The following is an 18,813-nucleotide window of genomic DNA, read 5'->3' as shown; positions in this document are numbered from 1 at the left end:
CTTGTTCCCCAGCGCCCGACTTGCACCGTGATCGCTCATTCTGTCGATGATCCCTTGTACTACCTGTATAACTTCCGTCAGGTCCTGAGCTGGGTGGGGCAACGCTACGCCGACCTGCTGGACCACGACGAGCATGCTTTCATCGAAGCGTTCAGCGAGCTACCGGTATCCGCGCAGGCCTTGCTGGTACGGATGGTCATGCGCAAGGGCGAGTGGTTTCGCAGGGACAAGCTCGACTACGCCGAGATCGGTGATACCGACGCGGCCCTGGTACCGTTGCTGGCTTTGGACTGGGTAGCAGCCGACGCACCGCTGGCCGTCGAGCAATTGTGGGCTTTGCTGCGCAAGGACGAACTGGTCGGGCTTTTCACCGGGAAAATTCCCCGGCCTCGGGCCAGCAAGGCCGAATTGCTGGAACAGTTGCAGGCACTCGAGCTGGCGCCCAGGCCCCTGGCACAGTGGTGCCCCGATTTCCCGACGCTGATCCTGCACTGGAGCCGGCAGCCATTATGCGACCGGCTGCGGCTGTTGTTCTTTGGCAACCTGTACCAGAGCTGGTCCGATTTCGTGCTGGCCGACCTGGGCGTGTTCCGTTACGAACAGGTGGCGTTCAGCGCCGACTCGCGGGCCTTGCGCCAGCGTAGCGAGGTCGACCTGGCCATGGCCCTGCACCAGTGCGCCGAGCGCCTCGAGCAGGGCGCCGCGCCCGCCGAACTGCTCGCGGCACTCGCGGGCCTTGACCACAGCAACCCCTGGTTGGTCCGTCGTCGGGCGCGGCTGCTGTTCAGCATCGGCCAGCAATGCGAGCGTGCTGGCGACTGGGACCTGGCGTTGCAGGTCTATGCCGACTGCGCCCACCCCGAGGCGCGCATCCGCCAGGTCCGGGTATACGAGCGCAGCGAGCAGTGGCAGCCGGCACTCGCATTGGCCCAGGCCATGGCCCAGGCGCCTGCCAACGCGTTGGAATGCCAGGCGTTGGAGCGCATGTTGCCACGGTTGGCGCGCAAGCTCGGCGGCCCGCCACAACCGCGTCGGCGCACGAGCGCGGTCACGCTCATCGAGCTGGAACTGCCGGCCGCGATGGCGGCACTGGGGGTGGAAGAGGCGGTGCGTCTGTATCTGGAGCAGCAGGGCGGGGCTGTCCACTACGTCGAGAACACCCTGTTCAACAGCCTGTTCGGCCTGCTGTGCTGGGAGGCGATCTTCGCACCGGTACCAGGTGCTTTCTTCAACCCATTCCAGGCCGGGCCCCAGGACCTGCATGACACGGACTTCCAACTGCGCCGCGCCGAGCTGTTCGCAACCTGCCTGGGCCGGCTCGACGATGGCAGTCACCGTGAGGCCATTCGGGCCTGCCATGCGGCCAAGCAAGGCCTGCAGTCGCCGTTTGTGTTCTGGCAGATGCTCGATGAGCCACTGCTCGAACAGGCACTCGAGCACCTGCCGCCCGAGCATTTGAAAGCTTGCTTCCTGCGTTTGCTGCAGGACATCCGCGCCAACCGCGCCGGCATGCCCGACCTTATCCAGTTCTGGCCGGGGCAGGGCGGCTATCGCATGGTCGAGGTCAAGGGGCCGGGCGACCGCCTGCAGGACAACCAGCTGCGCTGGCTCGAGTTCTGCCACGCCCACGGGTTGCCGGTGGCGGTCTGCCATGTGCGCTGGCAGGCTACGCCGGCATGAGCTACACCGTGGCCGTGCGCGCCCTGTGCGAATTCAGCGCCAAGGTCGGCGATCTCGACCTGCGTTTCACGCCGTCGCCCAGTGCCCAGGAAGGTATCGCCGGGCACCGCCGGGTGGTGGCCAAGCGCGGTGCCGGCTATGAGTCGGAGGTGGCGCTGGAGAGCGAATACCAAGGTTTGAGGGTGCGCGGCCGGGCCGATGGCTACGACCCGGCACGCAACCGGCTGGAAGAGATCAAGACCCATCGCGGCGACCTCGCCCGCCAGCCCGACAATTACCGCCAACTGCACTGGGCCCAGGCCAAGGTCTACGCCTGGCTGCTGTGCCAGGCGCGGCAGTTGCCGGCGATCGACGTGGCGCTGGTGTACCTGGACGTCGACAGCGACGGCCAGACCGTGATCAGCGAGCATTGCGGCGCCGACGACCTCAGGCGTTTTTTCGAGGCTCAGTGCCAGCGCTTCCTGGCCTGGGCGCAGGCGCAGGAACGACGCCTGGCTGAACGCGACCGGGGTCTGCTGGCCCTGACCTTTCCTTACCCTGCGTTGCGTCAAGGCCAGCGGCAACTGGCCGAGACCCTGTACAAGGCGGTGAGCACCGGCCGTTGCTTGATGGCCCAGGCCAGCACCGGCATCGGCAAGACCCTCGGCACCCTGTTTCCGCTGCTCAAGGCCGTGGTGCCTCAGCAGTTGGACAAGCTTTACTTCCTCACGGCCAAGACCCCAGGGCGGGCCCTGGCCCTCGATGCATTGCGCCAGATTACCCAGGCGTCGCCGCAACCGGCCCTGCGCAGCCTGGAGCTGATCGCCCGCGACAAGGCCTGCGAGTTTCCGCAAAACGCCTGCCATGGCGAGTCCTGTCCCTTGGCGCGGGGCTTCTACGACCGCTTGCCCGCTGCCCGTGAAGCGGCCGCGCAAGTGCCGTTGCTCGACCGCGCCAGCCTGCGCGAGGTGGCCTTGGCACACCAGGTCTGCCCCTATTACCTGGGGCAGGAGATGGCGCGCTGGGTCGACCTGCTGGTGGCCGACTACAACTACTACTTCGACGCCCATGCATTGCTGTTCGGCCTGGCCCAGGCCAACCAGTGGCGCACGGCGGTGCTGGTGGACGAGGCGCACAACCTGGTCGAGCGCGGGCGGCAGATGTACAGCGCGAGCCTCGACCAGGGCCAGTTGCTGGCGCTGCGCCAGGCCAAGCCGACCGGGCTGGGCAGCGCGCTGGACCGGCTGAATCGGCAATGGAACGCGTTGTACAAGGCGCAGGTCGCGCCTTACCAGGCGAGCGAACAGCTGCCCGACGCCTTCCTGCGCGCCCTGCAGCAGTGCATCGGGCTGATCCAGGAGCGCATGAACCAGGCGCCTGCCGAGGTCGAGCCCAAGGTGCTGGAGTTCTACTTCCAGGCCTTGCAGTTCAGCCGTATCGCCGAGCTGTTCGACGAGCACTTCCTGTTCGATATCAGTCCGCGCAACGGCCCCCGTGGGCGGCGCCTGGCCACGTTGTGCCTGCGCAACGTGGTGCCTGCCCGGCTGCTGGGCCCCCGCATGAGCGCGGCGCGCAGCGTCACGCTGTTTTCCGCGACCCTGAATCCCCGGCACTTCTACACCGACCTGCTGGGCATGCCGGCCGACACTGCCTGGCTGGAAGTCGCCGCGCCGTTTCGCGCCGAGCAGTTGCAGGTGCGCATCGTCAGCGAGGTGTCTACCCGCTACCAGCAGCGCCATGCCTCACTGGCGCCGATCGTCGAGCTGATCGCCGCCCAGTTCGCCGGCCAGCCGGGCAACTACCTGGCCTTCTTCAGCAGCTTCGAGTACCTCGAACAGGTGGCGCGGCTGCTGGCCGAACGCTACCCGGCGCTACCCATCTGGCGCCAGTCTCCCGGCATGGACGAGGCCAGCCGCGAGGCCTTCCTGGCGCGCTTCGTGGAGCAAGGGCAGGGGGTAGGCTTCGCCGTGCTCGGTGGCGCCTTCGGCGAGGGTGTCGACCTGCCGGGCAGCCGCTTGATCGGCGCTTTCGTCGCCACCCTCGGCCTGCCCCAGGTCAATCCGGTCAACGAACAGTTCAAGCAGCGCCTGGGTCGCCAGTTCGGCGCCGGTTTCGACTATGCGTATCTCTATCCTGGAGTGCGCAAGGTAATCCAGGCCGCGGGCCGGGTGATCCGCGGCGACCACGACCGGGGTGTGCTGGTACTGATCGACGAGCGCTTTGCCGAACCGCGGGTGCGGCAGATGTTCCCCGGCTGGTGGCAACTGGCGTGAACGCCGCCATCGCCTGGCGCCGAAACTCCCAGTACACTGCGCGTTCCAACACCAACATCCGTTGATTTCGAGGTTCCGCATGACGCTCAGTCCTTTGGCAGGCAAGCCGGCTCCGGCCAGCGTGCTGGTCGATATCCCCCGCCTGTTGACCGCTTACTACACCGGCCGTCCCGACGCCGCGGTGGCGGCCCAGCGCGTGGCCTTCGGCACCTCGGGCCACCGCGGCACTTCGTTTGAACTGAGCTTCAACGAATACCACGTGCTGGCGATCACCCAGGCCATCTGCCTGTATCGCCAGGAGAAAGGCATCGACGGCCCGTTGTTCATCGGTGCCGATACCCACGCGTTGTCCGCCCCGGCCGCCGCCAGCGCCCTGGAAGTGCTGGCCGCCAATGGCGTGCAGGTGATGCTGAGCAAGGACGACGAGTACACCCCGACCCCGGCGGTGTCCCATGCCATCCTCTGCTACAACCGTGGCCGCCAGCAGGGCCTGGCCGACGGCATCGTCATCACCCCGTCGCACAACCCGCCGCAGAGCGGCGGCTTCAAGTACAACCCGCCCAACGGCGGCCCGGCCGACAGCGATGTGACCAAGTGGATCGAGGCCAAGGCCAACGAGCTGCTGGCGGCGAACCTGGCCGGCGTCAAGCGCATGGACTATCAGCAGGCGCTGGTGGCGCCGACCACCCAGCGCCACGACTACGTGAGCAGCTATGTCGCCGACCTGGAAAACGTCATCGACTTCGACGTGATCCGCAGCGCCAACCTGCGCCTGGGCGTCGACCCCTTGGGCGGCGCCGGCGTGCGCTACTGGTCGGCCATCGCCGAGCGCTACCAGCTGAACCTGGAAGTGGTGAACACCGAGGTCGATCCGACCTTCCGCTTCATGACCGTCGACTGGGACGGGCAGATCCGCATGGACCCGTCCTCGCCTTACGCCATGCAAGGCCTGATCGGCCTGCGCGAGCGGTTCGACGTGGCCTTCGCCTGTGACCCGGACCACGACCGCCACGGCATCGTCACCGCCGATGGCCTGCTGCAGCCGAACAACTACCTGGCCGTGGCAATCGACTACCTGTACCGCAACCGCCCGCAATGGCGCAGCGATGCCGCCGTGGGCAAGACCGTGGTCTCCAGCGGCCTGATCGACCGCGTCACCGCGGGCCTTGGCCGTGAGCTGTATGAAGTGCCGGTGGGCTTCAAGTTCTTCGCCCAGGGTCTGTTCGACGGCTCGCTGGGCTTTGGTGGCGAAGAGAGCGCGGGCGCCTCGTTCCTGCGCAAGGACGGCTCGGTCTGGGCCACCGACAAGGACGGCCTGATTCCGGCGCTGCTGGCGGCCGAGATGACCGCCCGCACCGGGCGCAACCCGAGCCAGATCTACGCCGACCTGACCGCCAAACTGGGCAAACCGTACGCCACCCGCGTCGAGGCCAAGGCCGACGCACGGCAGAAGGCGCTGCTGAGCAAGCTGGCGCCGGAGCAGGTCAAGTCCACCGAGCTTGCCGGCGAGCCGATCCAGCAGATCCTCAGCCATGCGCCGGGTAACAACCAGGCCATTGGCGGCCTGAAGGTGATGACCGAGAACGGCTGGTTCGCCGCGCGGCCGTCCGGTACCGAGGATATCTACAAGATCTACGCCGAAAGCTTCATCGACGAGGCGCACCTCAAGCGCCTGGTGGCCGAAGCCCAAGTGTTGGTGGACGCGGCGATCGCCTGATCGATGCTGATACGCATCGCGGGGCAAGCTTGCTGCCACTGTCTGCTTCGTTCAGGCGTGGTAGCGGGCTTGCCCCGCGAGTCGTTTGGTTGTTCCACTGATGGAACGAACCATGCCATTTCAGCTATCTACCGCAGTATTGGCCTCATCTGTAAGGTGTAACCCATCAACAGGAGGCTTCTCATGAAAAAGATCCAGGGTATCCACCGCAGCCCCAACGCCCACTGGGTGGGCGACGGTTTCCCGGTGCGCAGCCTGTTCACCTACGACCACCTGGCGCGGCATATCAGCCCGTTCCTGCTGCTCGATTATGCCGGGCCGCATGACTTCGCCCCGACCACTGCACGGCGTGGTGTCGGCCAGCACCCGCACCGCGGTTTCGAGACCGTCACCATCGTCTACCAGGGCGAACTGGAACACCGCGACTCCACCGGTGCGGGCGGACTGATCGGCCCGGGCGACGTGCAATGGATGACCGCCGCAGGCGGCATCATCCACGAGGAGTTCCATTCCCCGGCCTTTGCCCGTAGCGGCGGCACGCTGGAGATGGTGCAGCTGTGGGTCAACCTGCCAGCCAGGGACAAGCGCGCCGCCGCCGGCTACCAGACGCTGTTGGCCAACGACATTCCCGTGGTGACGCTGGAAGGCGAGGCGGGCAGCCTGCGGGTGATCGCCGGACGTTACCTTGACCAGCAGGGGCCGGCGCGCACCTTTACCGAGATGGACGTCTGGGACCTGCGCCTGAAGGCGGGTGCCACGCTGCAACTGCCGGTGGCCGCCGGGCGCAATGCCGCGCTGGTGGTGCTGCGCGGCACGCTGCGGGTCAACGATGAGCGCGAAGCCGGTGCGGCCAGCCTGGTATTGCTGGAGCGCGACGGTGACGGCGTGCGCCTCGAGGCACTGGCGGACGTCAGCGTGCTGCTGCTCAGCGGCGAGCCGATCGACGAGCCCATCGTCGGATATGGCCCGTTCGTGATGAACAGCCAGGCCGAGATCGCCGAATCGTTCGATGATTTCCAGGCCGGGCGGTTTGGGCAGATGGGTGGGGTCGAACTCGGCGCCACTCGCTGAAAACGCATCGCGGGGCAAGCCCGCTCCCACAGAAGTGAGAGCGAGCTTGCCCCGCGATTTTTTTTGCGCGTCACAGCTGATCCGGCACCACTGCGATCACATCGATCTCCATCAGCCACTCGGCTTGCGCCAACCCCGCCACCACCAACCCGGTGGAAATCGGGAACACGCCCTTGAGCCACTTGCCCACTTCCTTGTACACCGGCTCACGGAACCGTGGGTCGGTGATGTAGGTGGTGGTCTTGACGATATGCGACAGGTCCGAGCCTGCCTCTTCAAGCAACTGCTTGACGTTCTTCATCGCCTGTTCGGTCTGCGCCTGCGGGTTTCCCAGACCGACCAGGCGGCCTTCGAAATCGGTGCCGACCTGCCCGCGCACGTAGATGGTGTTGCCGGCGCGCACCGCCTGGCACAGGTCATTGTCCAGGGTCTGGTTGGGGTAGGTGGCCTTGGTGTTGAACATGCGGATGCGAGTGTGAGTAGGCATCAGTGGGCTCCGAAAGTGCTGATGTTGCTGATCGAGGGTTGCTGTTCATCCGCCGCGCGCTGCTCGCGGTCGCGGTAAGCCAGGTAGGTACGCTGGGTGGCGATGTGACCGGCGACGTGCTTGGCGTCGTGCCACACGCCCCAGATGAACGACGAGCCACGGCGTGACAACCAGGGCAGGCCGAGGAAGTACACGCCTGGCTCTTTCGACACGCCACGCTGGTGCTGCGGCTTGCCGTTGGCGTCGAAGGCGTCCACCTGCAGCCAGCTGAAATCCACGCCGTAGCCGGTGGCCCAGATGATGGTGGTGACGTTGGCCTGGGCCAGGTCCAGCTCGCGCAGCGGGTTGCTGACGCAGGCCGGGTCGGGCAGGCGCTTGCGCGCTTCGGGCTCTGGCGGCAGGTCCAGGCCGTTGCGTTCGACATAGGCGTCGGCGGCGTCCAGCAGGGCCAGGTAGTTCTCGTCGCCACGGTTGATGTTCTCGGCCAGGTTGTCCTGGAAGCGCGCCACGCCGCCCTCGAACGACTGGGTCAGGCCGACCAGGGTCATGCCCTGGTGGGCGAGGGCGCGGAAGTCCACGGTATGGCCGCCACGGGCACCGGACACGGCGATGGTCACGTGCTCGCGGCCGGGCTTGGCGATCTCGGCATCCCACTCGCCGAGCACCCCCAGCCACCAGCAGAAGTCACGGTTGCGGTAGCTGCGTGGCGGGCGGTCGTGGGCGCCCACCGACAGGTACACCTGGCGCCCGGCGCGCATCAGCTCCTCGGCGATCTGCACGCCGGAGGAGCCGGCGCCCACCACCAGCACCGCGCCTTCAGGCAGTTGCTCGGGGTTGTAGTAGGCGGCGGAGTGGATCTGGTGCAGGCCGTCGTCCTTTGGCGCGATGGCCGGGATCACCGGGCGCTGGAACGGGCCGGTGGCGGCCACCACGCGGTTGGCGCGGATCACGCCCTGGTTGGTTTCGATGGTGAAGCCCGGGCGGTCGGCGTTGCGTACCACCTGCCTGACCTCGACGCCGGTGCGCACCGGCAGGTTGTATTTGCGCACGTACTGCTCGAAGTAGTCGGCGACCTGGTCCTTGCCGGCGAAGGCGTCGGCGTCGAGGTCGAATTCAAGGCCCGGGAAGCGGTCGTGCCAGGCCGGCCCGTTGGCCACCAGCGAATCCCAGCGGCCGGTGCGCCAGGCCTCGGCGATGCGCTTGCGCTCCAGCACCAGGTGCGGCACGCCGAGCTTGCTCAGGTGTTCGCTCATGGCCACGCCGGCCTGGCCGGCGCCGACTACGAGGGTGTCGATTTCGATGTTGTTCAGTGTCATGTCCCAGCCCTTCTTCAGCGGCGTTCTTGTTCAGGTCGGTGGGGACCGCCTTTGCCTGGGGCCAGACTAGGGATGGGGGGGCAATCGCGAAAATAGTATTTAGCTGGGGCTTGCCGATAAATTGGCGAAGGGTGGATGAGCGCCGCTGCGCGCCGAGCCGCCATAGTTTTTTTCTGCCCTGTGCCGAGGAAAATGTTGGTTTCGCCGCTGCCTTGGCCCGCCGAGAATGCCGGTAACTCACCACAGGAGCTGCACCATGACCTTCTCCATCATCGGCCGCTGCCAGGAAACCGGCCAGGTCGGCATCGCCATCAGTTCATCGAGCATCGCCGTCGGCGCCCGTTGCCCGTGGGTGCGCGCCGGGGTCGGTGCCGTGGCCACGCAGAACATCACCCTGCCGGCCCTCGGCCCGCAGATCCTCGATGCCCTGGAGCAAGGCCAGCTGCCGCCTGCCGCGGCGCTGGACCGGGTGCTGAGTGCCAATGGCTGGAGCGAGTACCGCCAGGTCACGGTGATCGACAGCCACGGGCAGGTGGCGCTGTTCACCGGCAAGGAAGCGCTGGGCACGCACAATGCGGTGGCCGGTGAGCAATGCGCGGCGGCCGGCAACCTGCTGTCGTCGCAGGCGGTGATCGCGGCCATGGTCACGGCATTCGAGCAGGCCGGCGGCCACCTGGCCGACCGCCTGCTGGCGGCCATGCACGCGGCGATGGCGGCTGGGGGCGAGGCGGGGCCGGTGCACTCGGCGGCGCTGAAGATCGCCGGCGAGCTGACCTGGCCGTTGGTTGACCTGCGAGTGGACTGGACCGAGCAGGACCCGATCACTGAACTGGACACCCTGTGGCAAGCCTATCGCCCGCAGATGCAGGACTATGTGACCCGCGCCCTGAACCCGACCGCCGCGCCCAGCTACGGAGTGCCTGGGGATGAGTGAGGTCGACAGCCGCGCGCTTCTGGAGCGACTGGTCGGTTTCGCCACCGTGAGCCGCGATTCCAATCTGGAGCTGATCGCCTTCATTCGCGATTATCTAGCCGGGTTTGGCATTCACAGCGAACTGTTCCACAACGACGAAGGCACCAAGGCCAACCTGTTCGCCACGATAGGCCCGCTTGACCGGGGCGGCGTGGTGCTGTCCGGGCACACCGATGTGGTGCCGGTCGACGGCCAGGCCTGGAGCGTCGAGCCGTTTCGCCTGAGCGAGCGCGACGGGCGCTTGTATGGCCGCGGCACGGCCGACATGAAGGGCTTCATCGCCTCGGTGCTGGCGGCGGTACCGGCGTTTCTCGCCCAACCCCTGAAGATGCCGGTGCACCTGGCGTTCTCCTACGACGAGGAAGTCGGCTGCCTGGGCGTGCGGTCGATGTTGGCGGCGTTGGCGCGGCGCCCCCACAAGCCGCGGCTGTGCCTGATCGGCGAGCCCACCGAGCTCAAGCCGGTGCTCGGGCACAAGGGCAAGCTGGCCATGCGCTGCGAGGTGCACGGTGCCGCCTGCCATTCGGCCTATGCCCCTTATGGCGTCAATGCCATCGAGTACGCGGCGCGGTTGATCGGCAAACTGGGCGAGATCGGTGAAGAGCTGGCGCATCCCGAGCATCACGACGGGCGCTTCGACCCACCGTTCTCCACGGTGCAGACCGGGGTGATCAAGGGCGGGAGGGCGCTGAACATTGTCCCCGAGGAGTGCGAGTTCGATTTCGAAGTACGCGCCTTGCCGGGCTTCGAGGCCCAGGTGGTAGCGGACCGGCTGCAGACCTACGCCGAGGCCGAGCTGCTGCCGCGCATGCGCGCCGTCAATGCGGCCAGCGCGATTCGCTTGCGGCCATTGAGCGCTTACCCGGGGCTGGCCACGCCTGCCGCCAGTGAGGCCGCGCAACTGGTGGCGTTGCTCAGTGGCTCGGATGACTTCGGCACGGTGGCGTTCGGCACCGAGGGCGGGTTGTTCGACCAGGCGGGGATTCCTACCGTGGTTTGCGGGCCGGGGAGCATGGAGCAGGGGCACAAGCCCGACGAGTTCGTCAGCGTCGAGCAGTTGCGTGGCTGTGATGCGATGCTGCGGCGGTTGGTCGAGTACCTGACGCAGGCATGATCGATGGCGATACAAGCCCGCCCCGGCAGGGGGCGGGGACCCGGTTGACTTAAGCCGGCACCATCGCAAAGCCCACGCCGAAGCGGTTCCAGGCATTGATGGTGGCGATGGCCAAGGTCAGGTTGGCGATTTCCTTGGCGCTGAAGTGCTCGAGCAACGCCTGGTACTCGTCTTGCGGCGCGCCGCGCTCTGGGAGGCGGGTCAGGCTCTCGACCCAGGCCAGGGCGGCACGTTCGCGTGGGGTGAAGTAGCGGGTCTCGCGCCAGACACTCAGGGTCTGCAGGCGCGCCTCGGTTTCACCGGCCTTGCGCGCATCGTTGGCGTGCATGTTGACGCAGTAGGCGCAGCCATTGACCTGCGAGGCGCGCAGGCGGATCAGCTCCAGCAGCGAGTGTTCCAGGCCGGAGGCGACCAGCGCCTGTTCGAGGCCGATCATGGCCTTGTAGGCTTCCGGCGAGTGCTTGGCCCATTCGATACGGTCATGCATGGTGAGGCTCCAAAGGTGTTCAGGTGGCAAGTGGCACTACCTTAGCGCCGCGTCGCTCCGTGCCGAATAGCCAATCCCGCGCTTTGCCAGGAGGCCAATCGCGCATTTGGATGGCCACTGACAGGCATCCAATCTCTTCATTTCTGTCGGCGCGTCGCAGCCGGGATAATGGCCGGGTCAATACCGGAGAACCGTTTCATGTCCGCAGATCGCTACATGCGCGAGGCCCTCGAGCTGGCCCGCGCCAATATCCAGGCCGGCGGCCGCCCGTTCGGCGCCGTGCTGGTCTACCAGGGGCAGGTGATCGCCCGCGCCGTCAACGAGATCCACAGCACCCAGGACCCGACCAGCCACGCCGAGATGCAGGCCATCCGCCAGGCCGCCCAGGTGCTCGGCCGGTCGCGCCTGGAGGGCGCCGAGATCTATGCCAGCGGCCACCCGTGCCCGATGTGCCTGGCAGCCATGCACCTGTGTGGCATCGAGCGTGCCTGGTTCGCTTACGACAACGACGAGGGCGAGCCCTATGGCCTGTCCACCGCCGCGGTGTATGCGCAGATGGCCCGCCCGCCGCAGCAGCAGAGCCTGCCCCTGCGCCCGATGAAACCCGTGGGTGAGGGCGGCCTGTACCGTGAATGGCAGCAGGCCAGCCAAGGATGAGGGGCGCGCTGAACCTGTTGCTGGTGGTGCTGCTGGCCCTGAACCTGCGGCCGATCCTCACCAGCATCGGCCCTTTGCTCGAACCCATGCGCCAGGGCACCGGCCTGGGTTACCAGCAGGCGGCGTTGCTGACTGCGTTGCCGGTGCTGTGCATGGGCCTGATCCCGTTGTTGCAACCCTGGCTGCGGCGCTGGCTGAGCGAGCATGGCGGCATGCTCGCAGGGCTTGCGGCCATTGCCCTGGCCTGCCTGTGGCGCCTGCAGCTGGACAGCGCCTGGGCATTGATCGCCAGCGCCGTGGTCGCCGGCTTGGGCGTTGCCGTGGTGCAGGGCATGATGCCGGGGCTGGTCAACCGCTGGTTCCCCAGCCGCCTGGCGGCGAGCATGGGGCTGTATTCGGCGGCGTTGATGAGCGGCGGTGGTTTGGCCGCGGTGCTCGGCCCTGCGCTTGCCGCACACTTTGGCCATTGGCAATTCGGCCTGGGCCTCTGGGCGCTGCCGGCGCTGCTGGCAATGGCCGCCTGGGTGCTGCTGCGTCCGCGCCAGCTCACGCCAAGCCTGGCCGCCGGCAGTGGCGGGCACTGGTTCGGCAACCGCAGGGCCTGGCTGCTGGCGTTGTACTTCGGGCTGATCAATGGCGGCTATACCAGCATGGTGGCGTGGCTGCCGGCCTATCACCTGGAACACGGCGGCACGGCCCAGGGGGGCGGCGAGCTGGTCGGCCTGATGACCCTCTTCCAGGTCTGCGGAGCCCTGGGTCTGCCATTGCTGCTGCGGCGCCTGGTCGATCGCCGACCCGGCCTGTGGTTGGCCTTGCTGATCCAGCTCGGTGGCTTCCTCGGCCTGCTGCTGGCGCCGGCCAGCGCCATGGGCCTGTGGGTGGCGATGATCGGCCTGGGCCTGGGAGCCTGCTTCAGCCTCAGCCTGACGCTGACCCTGGAGCACCTGCGCAGCCCCGGCGAGGCCGGCAGCCTGGCGGCGTTCGTCCAGGGCGTGGGCTTCATCGTCACCGGCATCGTGCCGTACATCACCGGCTGGCTGCGCGATGTCAGCGGCGACTTCCAGGCCTCCTGGACCCTGCTGGCCTGCACCGTGCTGGCGATGTTGCTGGTGACCGCGTGCTTTGCGCCGCAGGGCTACGCCAGGGCGATTGCCCGTGGCCAGCGGCCCAGTGAAGCGCTGATCAACTGAGGCGCTGCAGGGTGTCGGCGACCCGGTCCAACGCCGGGTCGATATCCAGCAGCTCGATGGCACCGAAGCCCAGCAGCAGCCCCGGCCGCACCGGGGCTTCGCTGAAGAACGGCGCCAGGGAGTAGAGGCCCACCTCCACCTTGCGCGCCAGGCTGATCAGCAACTCGACATCCACTCCAGGCTTGGCCAGTGCGCTCAGGTGGAAACCGGCGCTGGTCGGCACCGCGTCGAACCACGGCGCCAGGTCGCCGCCAAGCCGCGCCAGGATCCGCTCGCGGCGGGCGCTGTACACCTCGTGGCAACGGCGGATGTGCTTGTTCAGGTGGCCTTCGCCAAGGAACCGCGCCAGCGCCCATTGCTGCAGGGTCGGGCTGTGCCAGTCGCTCAGGTGCTTGGCCACGCAGGCGGCCTGCAGCACGGCGGGCGGCAGCACCGCGTAGCCCAGGCGCAGTTCGGGCAGCAGGGTCTTGGAGAACGTCCCGACATACGCCACCAGGCCATGCCGGTCCATGCGTTGCAGGGCCTCGGCGGCAGGCCCCTGGTAGCGGAACTCGCAGTCGTAGTCATCCTCGATGATCAGCGCGCCAAGCGCGGCAGCTCGCGCCAGCAGCGCCTCGCGCCGTGGCACGGCCATGGGCATGCCCAGCGGGAACTGGTGCGAGGGGGTCACGTAGATCAGCCGGGTGCCATCCTCGATCTGCTCCACGCACAATCCCTGGTCGTCCACCGGCACTGACTGCAGGCGTGCGCCCAAGGCCTGGAACAACTGCCGGGCCGGTGGGTAGCCGGGGTCTTCCATGGCCACCTTGCAGCCGGGCTCGACCAGTACCCGGGCAATCAGGTCCAGGGCCTGTTGGGCGCCGTTGCACACCAGCACATCACTGGGCGCGCACTGGATGCCGCGGGTGAAGGCAATGTGATGGGTGATGGCCTCGCGCAGTTCGGGCAGGCCCTGGGCGGAAAACTGCCGCTCGGGGTGACGCTGGCTGCGGCGCAGGGCGTAGTTCATGCAACTGCGCCACTGATCGTAGGGAAACTGCGATTTGCTCGAGGCGCCGCCGATGAAGTCATAGCGCGAAGGCGCGTCCAGCGCCCGCTGGGCCAGTACCGTGGCGCGCTGGCGCCAGCGTTCGAGGGTGTCGGCGGCGGCCAGCGGAATGTGCTCGTTGTCGCCCTGGCGCAAGGTGCGGCGTGGGGTAATGAAGGTGCCGCGGCCAACCACGCCGCTGAGCAGGTTGTCGTAGGTCAGGCGTGAATAGGCTTCGGCCACGGTCTTGCGCGAGACCCCCAGCTGTTCGGCCAGCAGACGGGTGGGCGGCAGTTGCGTGCCGGCGGCAAGGTGGCCGCTGTCGATGCCGGCGCGCAGTTGCCGGTAGAGCTGCTCGGCAAGGCCTTTGCGGCCTTCGAGGCGAATGTGCAGTTCCATCGTGGGAAGGGTCCGAAGCGCAAGGATGTAGAAGCTTCGGGGTTTATCGGCAAAGCCGCAAGGGCCGTAGGCGCGAGCCGGGCCCGCGCCTGCGCCTGCAGGCAGCGGGTGTTCACAGGCGGGCGGTACTGATGGTGATGTAGCCTTTTTCGGGCAGCGCGATGCGGATCACCGTTTCGTCGTCGCAGGCCTTGCGTTTCTGCTTGATGCATACGCCATCCACCGTTGCCTCGCGCATGCGGGCGGGGATGGCGCGACCCTTGGCGTCGAAGAAGGCCTCGCTGGCGAGCAGCTCGACGCGCTCGATCAGTTGGCGGGTGTGCTCGTCGGTGGCGCAGAAGAAGCGCACGCCCGACAGGTTCGGGTTGTCGTCGGGGTTGCTGACTTCATGGGCCAGCAACTGGCGCAGGGTATGGCGCAGTTCGCGGGTGGGGCGGTCGTGTGTGGGCATGGCATGGCCTCGTCTGGATGGGGTTGGCCGCGTCGGGGCGACCGTAACGTCTCCAGGTCGGATGATGTTTTGCCAAGGGTGTGGCAACAATCAAGAAGCGTCCTTGCTTTTGGTAGGAGGGTTCCGAAAATATAGGCAGGAGGTTGAACATCGCCTTGATCCGCGTCAGCTCCAGCGCCTGTTGCCGAGTCCGTTCATGCCCAGTCAGAAGGCTTGGGATCGAGCGCCGCCTCGACGATCTCGACCCAGTGCCGCACCGGTGTTCGCCCAGCGCTTCCAAGGTGCACCTGGCAACCGATGTTGGCAGTGGCAATGACCTGTGGGCTGCCGCTCTCCAGGGCATGCAGGCGATCATCGCGCAATTGCCGCGCCAGCGTCGGCTGGGTCAATGAATAGGTGCCGGCCGAGCCGCAGCACAGGTGGCCATCGGGCACCGGGGTGAGGTGAAAGCCCAGGCGCGTCAGCAGGCTTTCCACCGCGCCGCCGAGCTTGAGCGCGTGCTGCAAGGTACACGGGCAGTGAAAGGCCAGGCGTTGCTCGGCGCACACCCCCAGTTGCTCCAGTGGCTCGGCCTGCAGCACCTGCACTAGGTCACGGGACAGCGCGCTGACCTTGGCGGCCTTGTCGGCATAGCGTGGGTCGCCTTCGAGCAAGTGACCATAGTCGCGCACGAATGCGCCGCAGCCGCTGGCGGTCTGCACGATGGCCTCGGCGCCGGCCTCGATGGCCGGCCACCAGGCGTCGATGTTGCGTCGGGCACGCTCCAGGCCGCGTGCCTGGGCATCCAGGTGATAGTCCACGGCCCCGCAGCAAGCGGCCTCGGCTATCGGTTCGACACTGATACCGAGGCGGTCGAGCAGGCGTGCGGTGGCAGCGTTGGTATTGGGTGAGAGCGCTTGCTGCACGCAACCCTCAAGCAGCAATACGCGGCGGGCGTGCCCCGTTGGCGGGCGCTGGCCGGCGGCGGCGATCCGTGGCGGCAGCTTGGCCTTGAGGTTGGCGGGGAGCAGGGGGCGCAGGGCTAGGCCGGTGTGGAGCAAGGCCTTGAACAGCGCCGGCCGCGGCACTACCGCACGCAAGCCGCCGCGCAGCAGGCGCTGGCCCAGTGGTCGCGGCACCTGACGGTCGACCACCGCACGGCCGATATCCAGCAGGTTGTGGTACTGCACCCCCGACGGGCAGCTCGTCTCGCAATTGCGACAGCTCAGGCAACGGTCCAGGTGCGTCTGGGTGCTGGCGCTGACCGGTTCGCCTTCGAGCACCTGCTTGATCAGGTAGATGCGCCCGCGTGGGCCGTCCAGCTCGTCGCCGAGCAACTGGTAGGTGGGGCAGGTGGCGGTGCAGAAGCCGCAGTGCACGCAAGAGCGCAGGATGCGCTCGGCCTCGTCGGCGCGGGCCAGGCAGCGGGCGGAGTCACTCAGTCGGGTTTGCATGCCGTGGCCTCACAAGTGTGCATACAGGCGGCCAGGGTTGAAGATGCCCTGGGGGTCGAGTTGGCGCTTCAGCGCCTGGTGGTAGCGCAGCGTCATCGGGTCCAGAGGCGCGCTGCTGTCGTCGCCGGGCGCGTAGGCGGTGGCATGGCCGCCGACCTCGGCCAGCAGGGCACGCAGGGTGGCCGCCGGCGCCTCGGACTTGAGCCAGCGCTGGGCGCCGCCCCAGTCGATCAGCTGCTGCCCGGGCAGATCTAGCACGCCGCAGGTGATGGGCAGGGACAGCCGCCACAACGTGGCCGGCGCGGTGAAGAACGCCAGGCGTTGCTCGCGCAGGTCGCCCCAGTACTGCGGGTCGAGTACCTCGCCGCCCAGGCGCTCGCGTGCCGAGCGCACCGAGCCTTCGCCGCCCTCCAGGCGCAGGTGCAGCGCCTCGCCGTCGTGGCTGGCGGCGCTGATCGGCAATGGCTGCTGGCCCCATTCGGCCAACCTGGCCAGCGCCTGGCGGGCATCCATCTCCAGGCGCAGGCCCAGGCACTGGCGCGGCCTGGGCAGCACCTTCAACGAAACCTCGGTAAGCAGCCCCAGGCAACCGAAGCTGCCCGCCATCAGCCGCGATACGTCGTAGCCGGCGACATTCTTCATCACCTCGCCGCCAAAGCGCAGGTGCTTGCCGTGGCCGGTGATCAGCCGGGTGCCAAGTACATAGTCGCGCACCGCGCCTGCCCAGGGCCGGCGCGGCCCCGAAAGCCCGGCGGCTACCATGCCGCCCAGCGTCGCCTCGGGCCCCAGGTGCGGCGGCTCGCAGGCCAGCATCTGCCCGGCCTCGCCCAGCGTCGCCTCGATCTCCCGCAGCGGCGTGCCGGCGCGGGCAGTGAGCACCAGTTCGGTGGGGGCGTAGCTGACGATACCGCGGTGCCCGCGGGTGTCGACAAGCTCGCCGGCCACCGGGCGGCCAAGCATGGCCTTGCTGTTGCCGCCCTGGATGCGCAGCGCGGTACCCTGGCGCAACGCCTGGTTGACCTGCTCCAGCCACTGCTGGCTGAGATCCGTGCCCATCAGAAGCGCTCCAGGTCGGGGAAGGGCAACTGCCCATGGTGCACATGCAGCGCGCCGAACTCGGCGCAGCGCTGCAGGGTGGGGATGTTCTTGCCCGGGTTGAGCAGGCCCCGTGGGTCGAAGGCGGCCTTGACCGCGTGGAACAGGGTGATCTCGTCGCTGTTGAACTGGGCGCACATCTGGTTGATCTTCTCCCGGCCCACGCCGTGCTCGCCGGTGATGCTGCCGCCCACTGCCACGCACAGCTCGAGGATCCGGCCACCGAGGGCTTCGGCGCGTTCCAGCTCGCCGTGCAGGTTGGCGTCGAACAGGATCAGCGGGTGCATGTTGCCGTCGCCGGCATGGAACACGTTGGCGACCCGCAGGCCGTATGTCTCGGACAGTTGGCTGATGCCAGCGAGCACTCGCGGCAGCTCGCGCCGCGGGATGGTGCCGTCCATGCAGTAGTAGTCCGGCGAAATGCGCCCCACCGCCGGGAAGGCGTTCTTGCGCCCAGCCCAGAAGCGCACGCGCTCGGCTTCGTCGCAGGCCAGGCGCACCTCGCGGGCACCGGCCTGGCGCAGCACGGCATCGACGCGGGCGCAGTCGTCCTGCACATCGGCCTCGACCCCGTCCAGCTCGCACAGCAGGATCGCCGCCGCGTCCACCGGGTAGCCGGCGTGGATGAAGGCCTCGGCGGCGCGGATCGCCAGGTTGTCCATCATCTCAAGGCCTGCCGGGATGATCCCGGCGGCGATGATATCGGCCACCGCGCGCCCGGCGTCCTCGACGCTGGCGAAGCTGGCCAGCAGCACCCTCGCCACTTGTGGCCTGGGCAGCAGTTTGACGGTGACCTCGGTGACGATACCGAGCAGGCCCTCGGAGCCGGTGAACAGCGCCAGCAGGTCGAAGCCAGGGCTGTCCAGGGCGTCGCTGCCGAGGGTCAGGCACTCGCCCTCGACGGTGAGAATGTCCACCTTGAGCAGGTTGTGCACGGTCAGACCGTACTTCAGGCAGTGCACGCCGCCGGCGTTCTCGGCGACATTGCCGCCGATCGAGCAGGCGATCTGCGAGGAGGGATCCGGTGCGTAGTACAAGCCGTAGGGTGCCGCCGCCTGGGAAATCGCCAGGTTGCGCACCCCGGGCTGGACCCTGGCGAAGCGGCCCTGCGGGTTGACTTCGAGGATGCGGTTGAACCGTGCCATCACCAGCAGGATGCCCTGGCTCAGCGGCAACGCGCCGCCCGACAGACCGGTGCCGGCACCGCGCGCGACCACCGGCACGCCGCGCTGGTGGCAGAGCCGCAGTAGCGCCTGCACCTGTTCCAGACGCTCGGGCAGTGCCACCAGCAGGGGCAGCGTGCGGTAGGCCGAGAGGCCGTCGCACTCATAGGGCTTGAGGTCTTCGCTGCGGTGCAGGATGTCCAGGTCGGGCAGGGCCTCGCGCAGGGCGGCACGCAGCGCCGGCTTGTCCACGCTGGGCAACGGGCCGTCGACACGTTCGTCGTAGAGGATGTTCATGGGC

16 protein-coding genes are annotated in these 18,813 nt (G+C 67.8%); 8 read left to right on the top strand and 8 right to left on the bottom strand.

Annotated features, from left to right (window positions below; genetic code table 11):
* Window positions 1–27 precede the first annotated feature (27 nt).
* The 4 genes from DFS21_RS12655 (at window position 28) to DFS21_RS12640 (ending at window position 6,720) form a co-directional block, all read left to right on the top strand.
* Window positions 28–1,680 (top strand): VRR-NUC domain-containing protein, encoded by a 1,653-nt coding sequence (locus tag DFS21_RS12655; RefSeq protein WP_111532424.1) that lies wholly within the window; start codon window positions 28–30, stop codon window positions 1,678–1,680.
* On the top strand, window positions 1,677–3,932 hold the full coding sequence (locus DFS21_RS12650; protein WP_111532423.1) for an ATP-dependent DNA helicase: 2,256 nt from the start codon (window positions 1,677–1,679) through the stop codon (window positions 3,930–3,932). Before DFS21_RS12655 ends, DFS21_RS12650 begins: the two co-directional genes overlap by 4 nt.
* Before the next feature lie 79 nt (window positions 3,933–4,011).
* Window positions 4,012–5,649 (top strand): phosphoglucomutase (alpha-D-glucose-1,6-bisphosphate-dependent), encoded by a 1,638-nt coding sequence (pgm, locus tag DFS21_RS12645; protein ID WP_110699517.1) that lies wholly within the window; start codon window positions 4,012–4,014, stop codon window positions 5,647–5,649.
* Between the two features lie 183 nt (window positions 5,650–5,832).
* Window positions 5,833–6,720, top strand: a complete 888-nt coding sequence (locus tag DFS21_RS12640; RefSeq protein ID WP_111532422.1) for a pirin family protein — start codon at window positions 5,833–5,835, stop codon at window positions 6,718–6,720.
* A gap of 70 nt (window positions 6,721–6,790) precedes the next feature.
* Here the strand turns inward: DFS21_RS12640 and DFS21_RS12635 are convergent, their stop codons facing one another.
* Together DFS21_RS12635 and DFS21_RS12630 are read right to left on the bottom strand one after the other, a co-directional pair.
* Entirely contained in the window at window positions 6,791–7,207 is a 417-nt protein-coding gene (locus DFS21_RS12635; RefSeq protein ID WP_111532421.1) for a RidA family protein, read from the bottom strand.
* Window positions 7,207–8,523, bottom strand: coding sequence for an NAD(P)/FAD-dependent oxidoreductase (locus DFS21_RS12630; RefSeq protein WP_111532420.1), 1,317 nt, complete (start codon window positions 8,521–8,523; stop codon window positions 7,207–7,209). Before DFS21_RS12630 ends, DFS21_RS12635 begins: the two co-directional genes overlap by 1 nt.
* A 256-nt stretch (window positions 8,524–8,779) precedes the next feature.
* On the opposite strand from DFS21_RS12630, the gene DFS21_RS12625 reads away from it, so the two are divergent.
* Window positions 8,780–9,457: a DUF1028 domain-containing protein gene (locus DFS21_RS12625; RefSeq protein ID WP_111532419.1), complete on the top strand. Its 678-nt coding sequence runs from the start codon at window positions 8,780–8,782 to the stop codon at window positions 9,455–9,457.
* Window positions 9,450–10,610 carry an acetylornithine deacetylase gene (argE, locus tag DFS21_RS12620; RefSeq protein ID WP_111532418.1) on the top strand — a complete coding sequence of 387 codons (1,161 nt, stop codon included), beginning with the start codon at window positions 9,450–9,452 and terminating at the stop codon, window positions 10,608–10,610. Before DFS21_RS12625 ends, argE begins: the two co-directional genes overlap by 8 nt.
* A 49-nt stretch (window positions 10,611–10,659) precedes the next feature.
* On the opposite strand, the gene DFS21_RS12615 is transcribed toward argE, so the two are convergent.
* Complete coding sequence (locus DFS21_RS12615) at window positions 10,660–11,097, bottom strand: carboxymuconolactone decarboxylase family protein (protein ID WP_038705936.1); 438 nt, start codon at window positions 11,095–11,097, stop codon at window positions 10,660–10,662.
* Window positions 11,098–11,295: 198 nt separating this feature from the next.
* Here DFS21_RS12615 and DFS21_RS12610 point away from each other — a divergent pair, with 198 nt between their 5' ends.
* Window positions 11,296–11,754 carry a nucleoside deaminase gene (locus tag DFS21_RS12610; RefSeq protein ID WP_110699507.1) on the top strand — a complete coding sequence of 153 codons (459 nt, stop codon included), beginning with the start codon at window positions 11,296–11,298 and terminating at the stop codon, window positions 11,752–11,754.
* Window positions 11,751–12,944, top strand: a complete 1,194-nt coding sequence (locus tag DFS21_RS12605) for a cyanate transporter (RefSeq protein WP_111532417.1) — start codon at window positions 11,751–11,753, stop codon at window positions 12,942–12,944. Before DFS21_RS12610 ends, DFS21_RS12605 begins: the two co-directional genes overlap by 4 nt.
* On the opposite strand, the gene DFS21_RS12600 is transcribed toward DFS21_RS12605, so the two are convergent.
* From DFS21_RS12600 to glcD, 5 genes are all read right to left on the bottom strand, one after another.
* Window positions 12,937–14,370 (bottom strand): PLP-dependent aminotransferase family protein, encoded by a 1,434-nt coding sequence (locus DFS21_RS12600; protein ID WP_111532416.1) that lies wholly within the window; start codon window positions 14,368–14,370, stop codon window positions 12,937–12,939. The two genes, DFS21_RS12605 and DFS21_RS12600, sit on opposite strands and share 8 nt — an antisense overlap.
* A 112-nt stretch (window positions 14,371–14,482) precedes the next feature.
* Window positions 14,483–14,821 (bottom strand): hypothetical protein, encoded by a 339-nt coding sequence (locus tag DFS21_RS12595; RefSeq protein ID WP_111532415.1) that lies wholly within the window; start codon window positions 14,819–14,821, stop codon window positions 14,483–14,485.
* Between the two features lie 194 nt (window positions 14,822–15,015).
* Window positions 15,016–16,254, bottom strand: coding sequence for a glycolate oxidase subunit GlcF (glcF, locus tag DFS21_RS12590; RefSeq protein ID WP_110699499.1), 1,239 nt, complete (start codon window positions 16,252–16,254; stop codon window positions 15,016–15,018).
* Between the two features lie 9 nt (window positions 16,255–16,263).
* The gene (glcE, locus tag DFS21_RS12585; protein WP_111532414.1) at window positions 16,264–17,310 is read right to left on the bottom strand and encodes a glycolate oxidase subunit GlcE; all 1,047 of its coding nucleotides are present in this window, start codon (window positions 17,308–17,310) and stop codon (window positions 16,264–16,266) included.
* Window positions 17,310–18,809: a glycolate oxidase subunit GlcD gene (gene glcD / locus DFS21_RS12580; protein WP_111532413.1), complete on the bottom strand. Its 1,500-nt coding sequence runs from the start codon at window positions 18,807–18,809 to the stop codon at window positions 17,310–17,312. The genes glcE and glcD overlap by 1 nt, the downstream gene beginning before the upstream one ends.
* Between the last annotated feature and the right edge of the window lie 4 nt (window positions 18,810–18,813).

The sequence above is a fragment of the Pseudomonas sp. 2848 genome (assembly GCF_003253945.1).
Classification (GTDB): domain Bacteria; phylum Pseudomonadota; class Gammaproteobacteria; order Pseudomonadales; family Pseudomonadaceae; genus Aquipseudomonas.
This window is presented reverse-complemented; position numbering and strand designations above follow the sequence as displayed.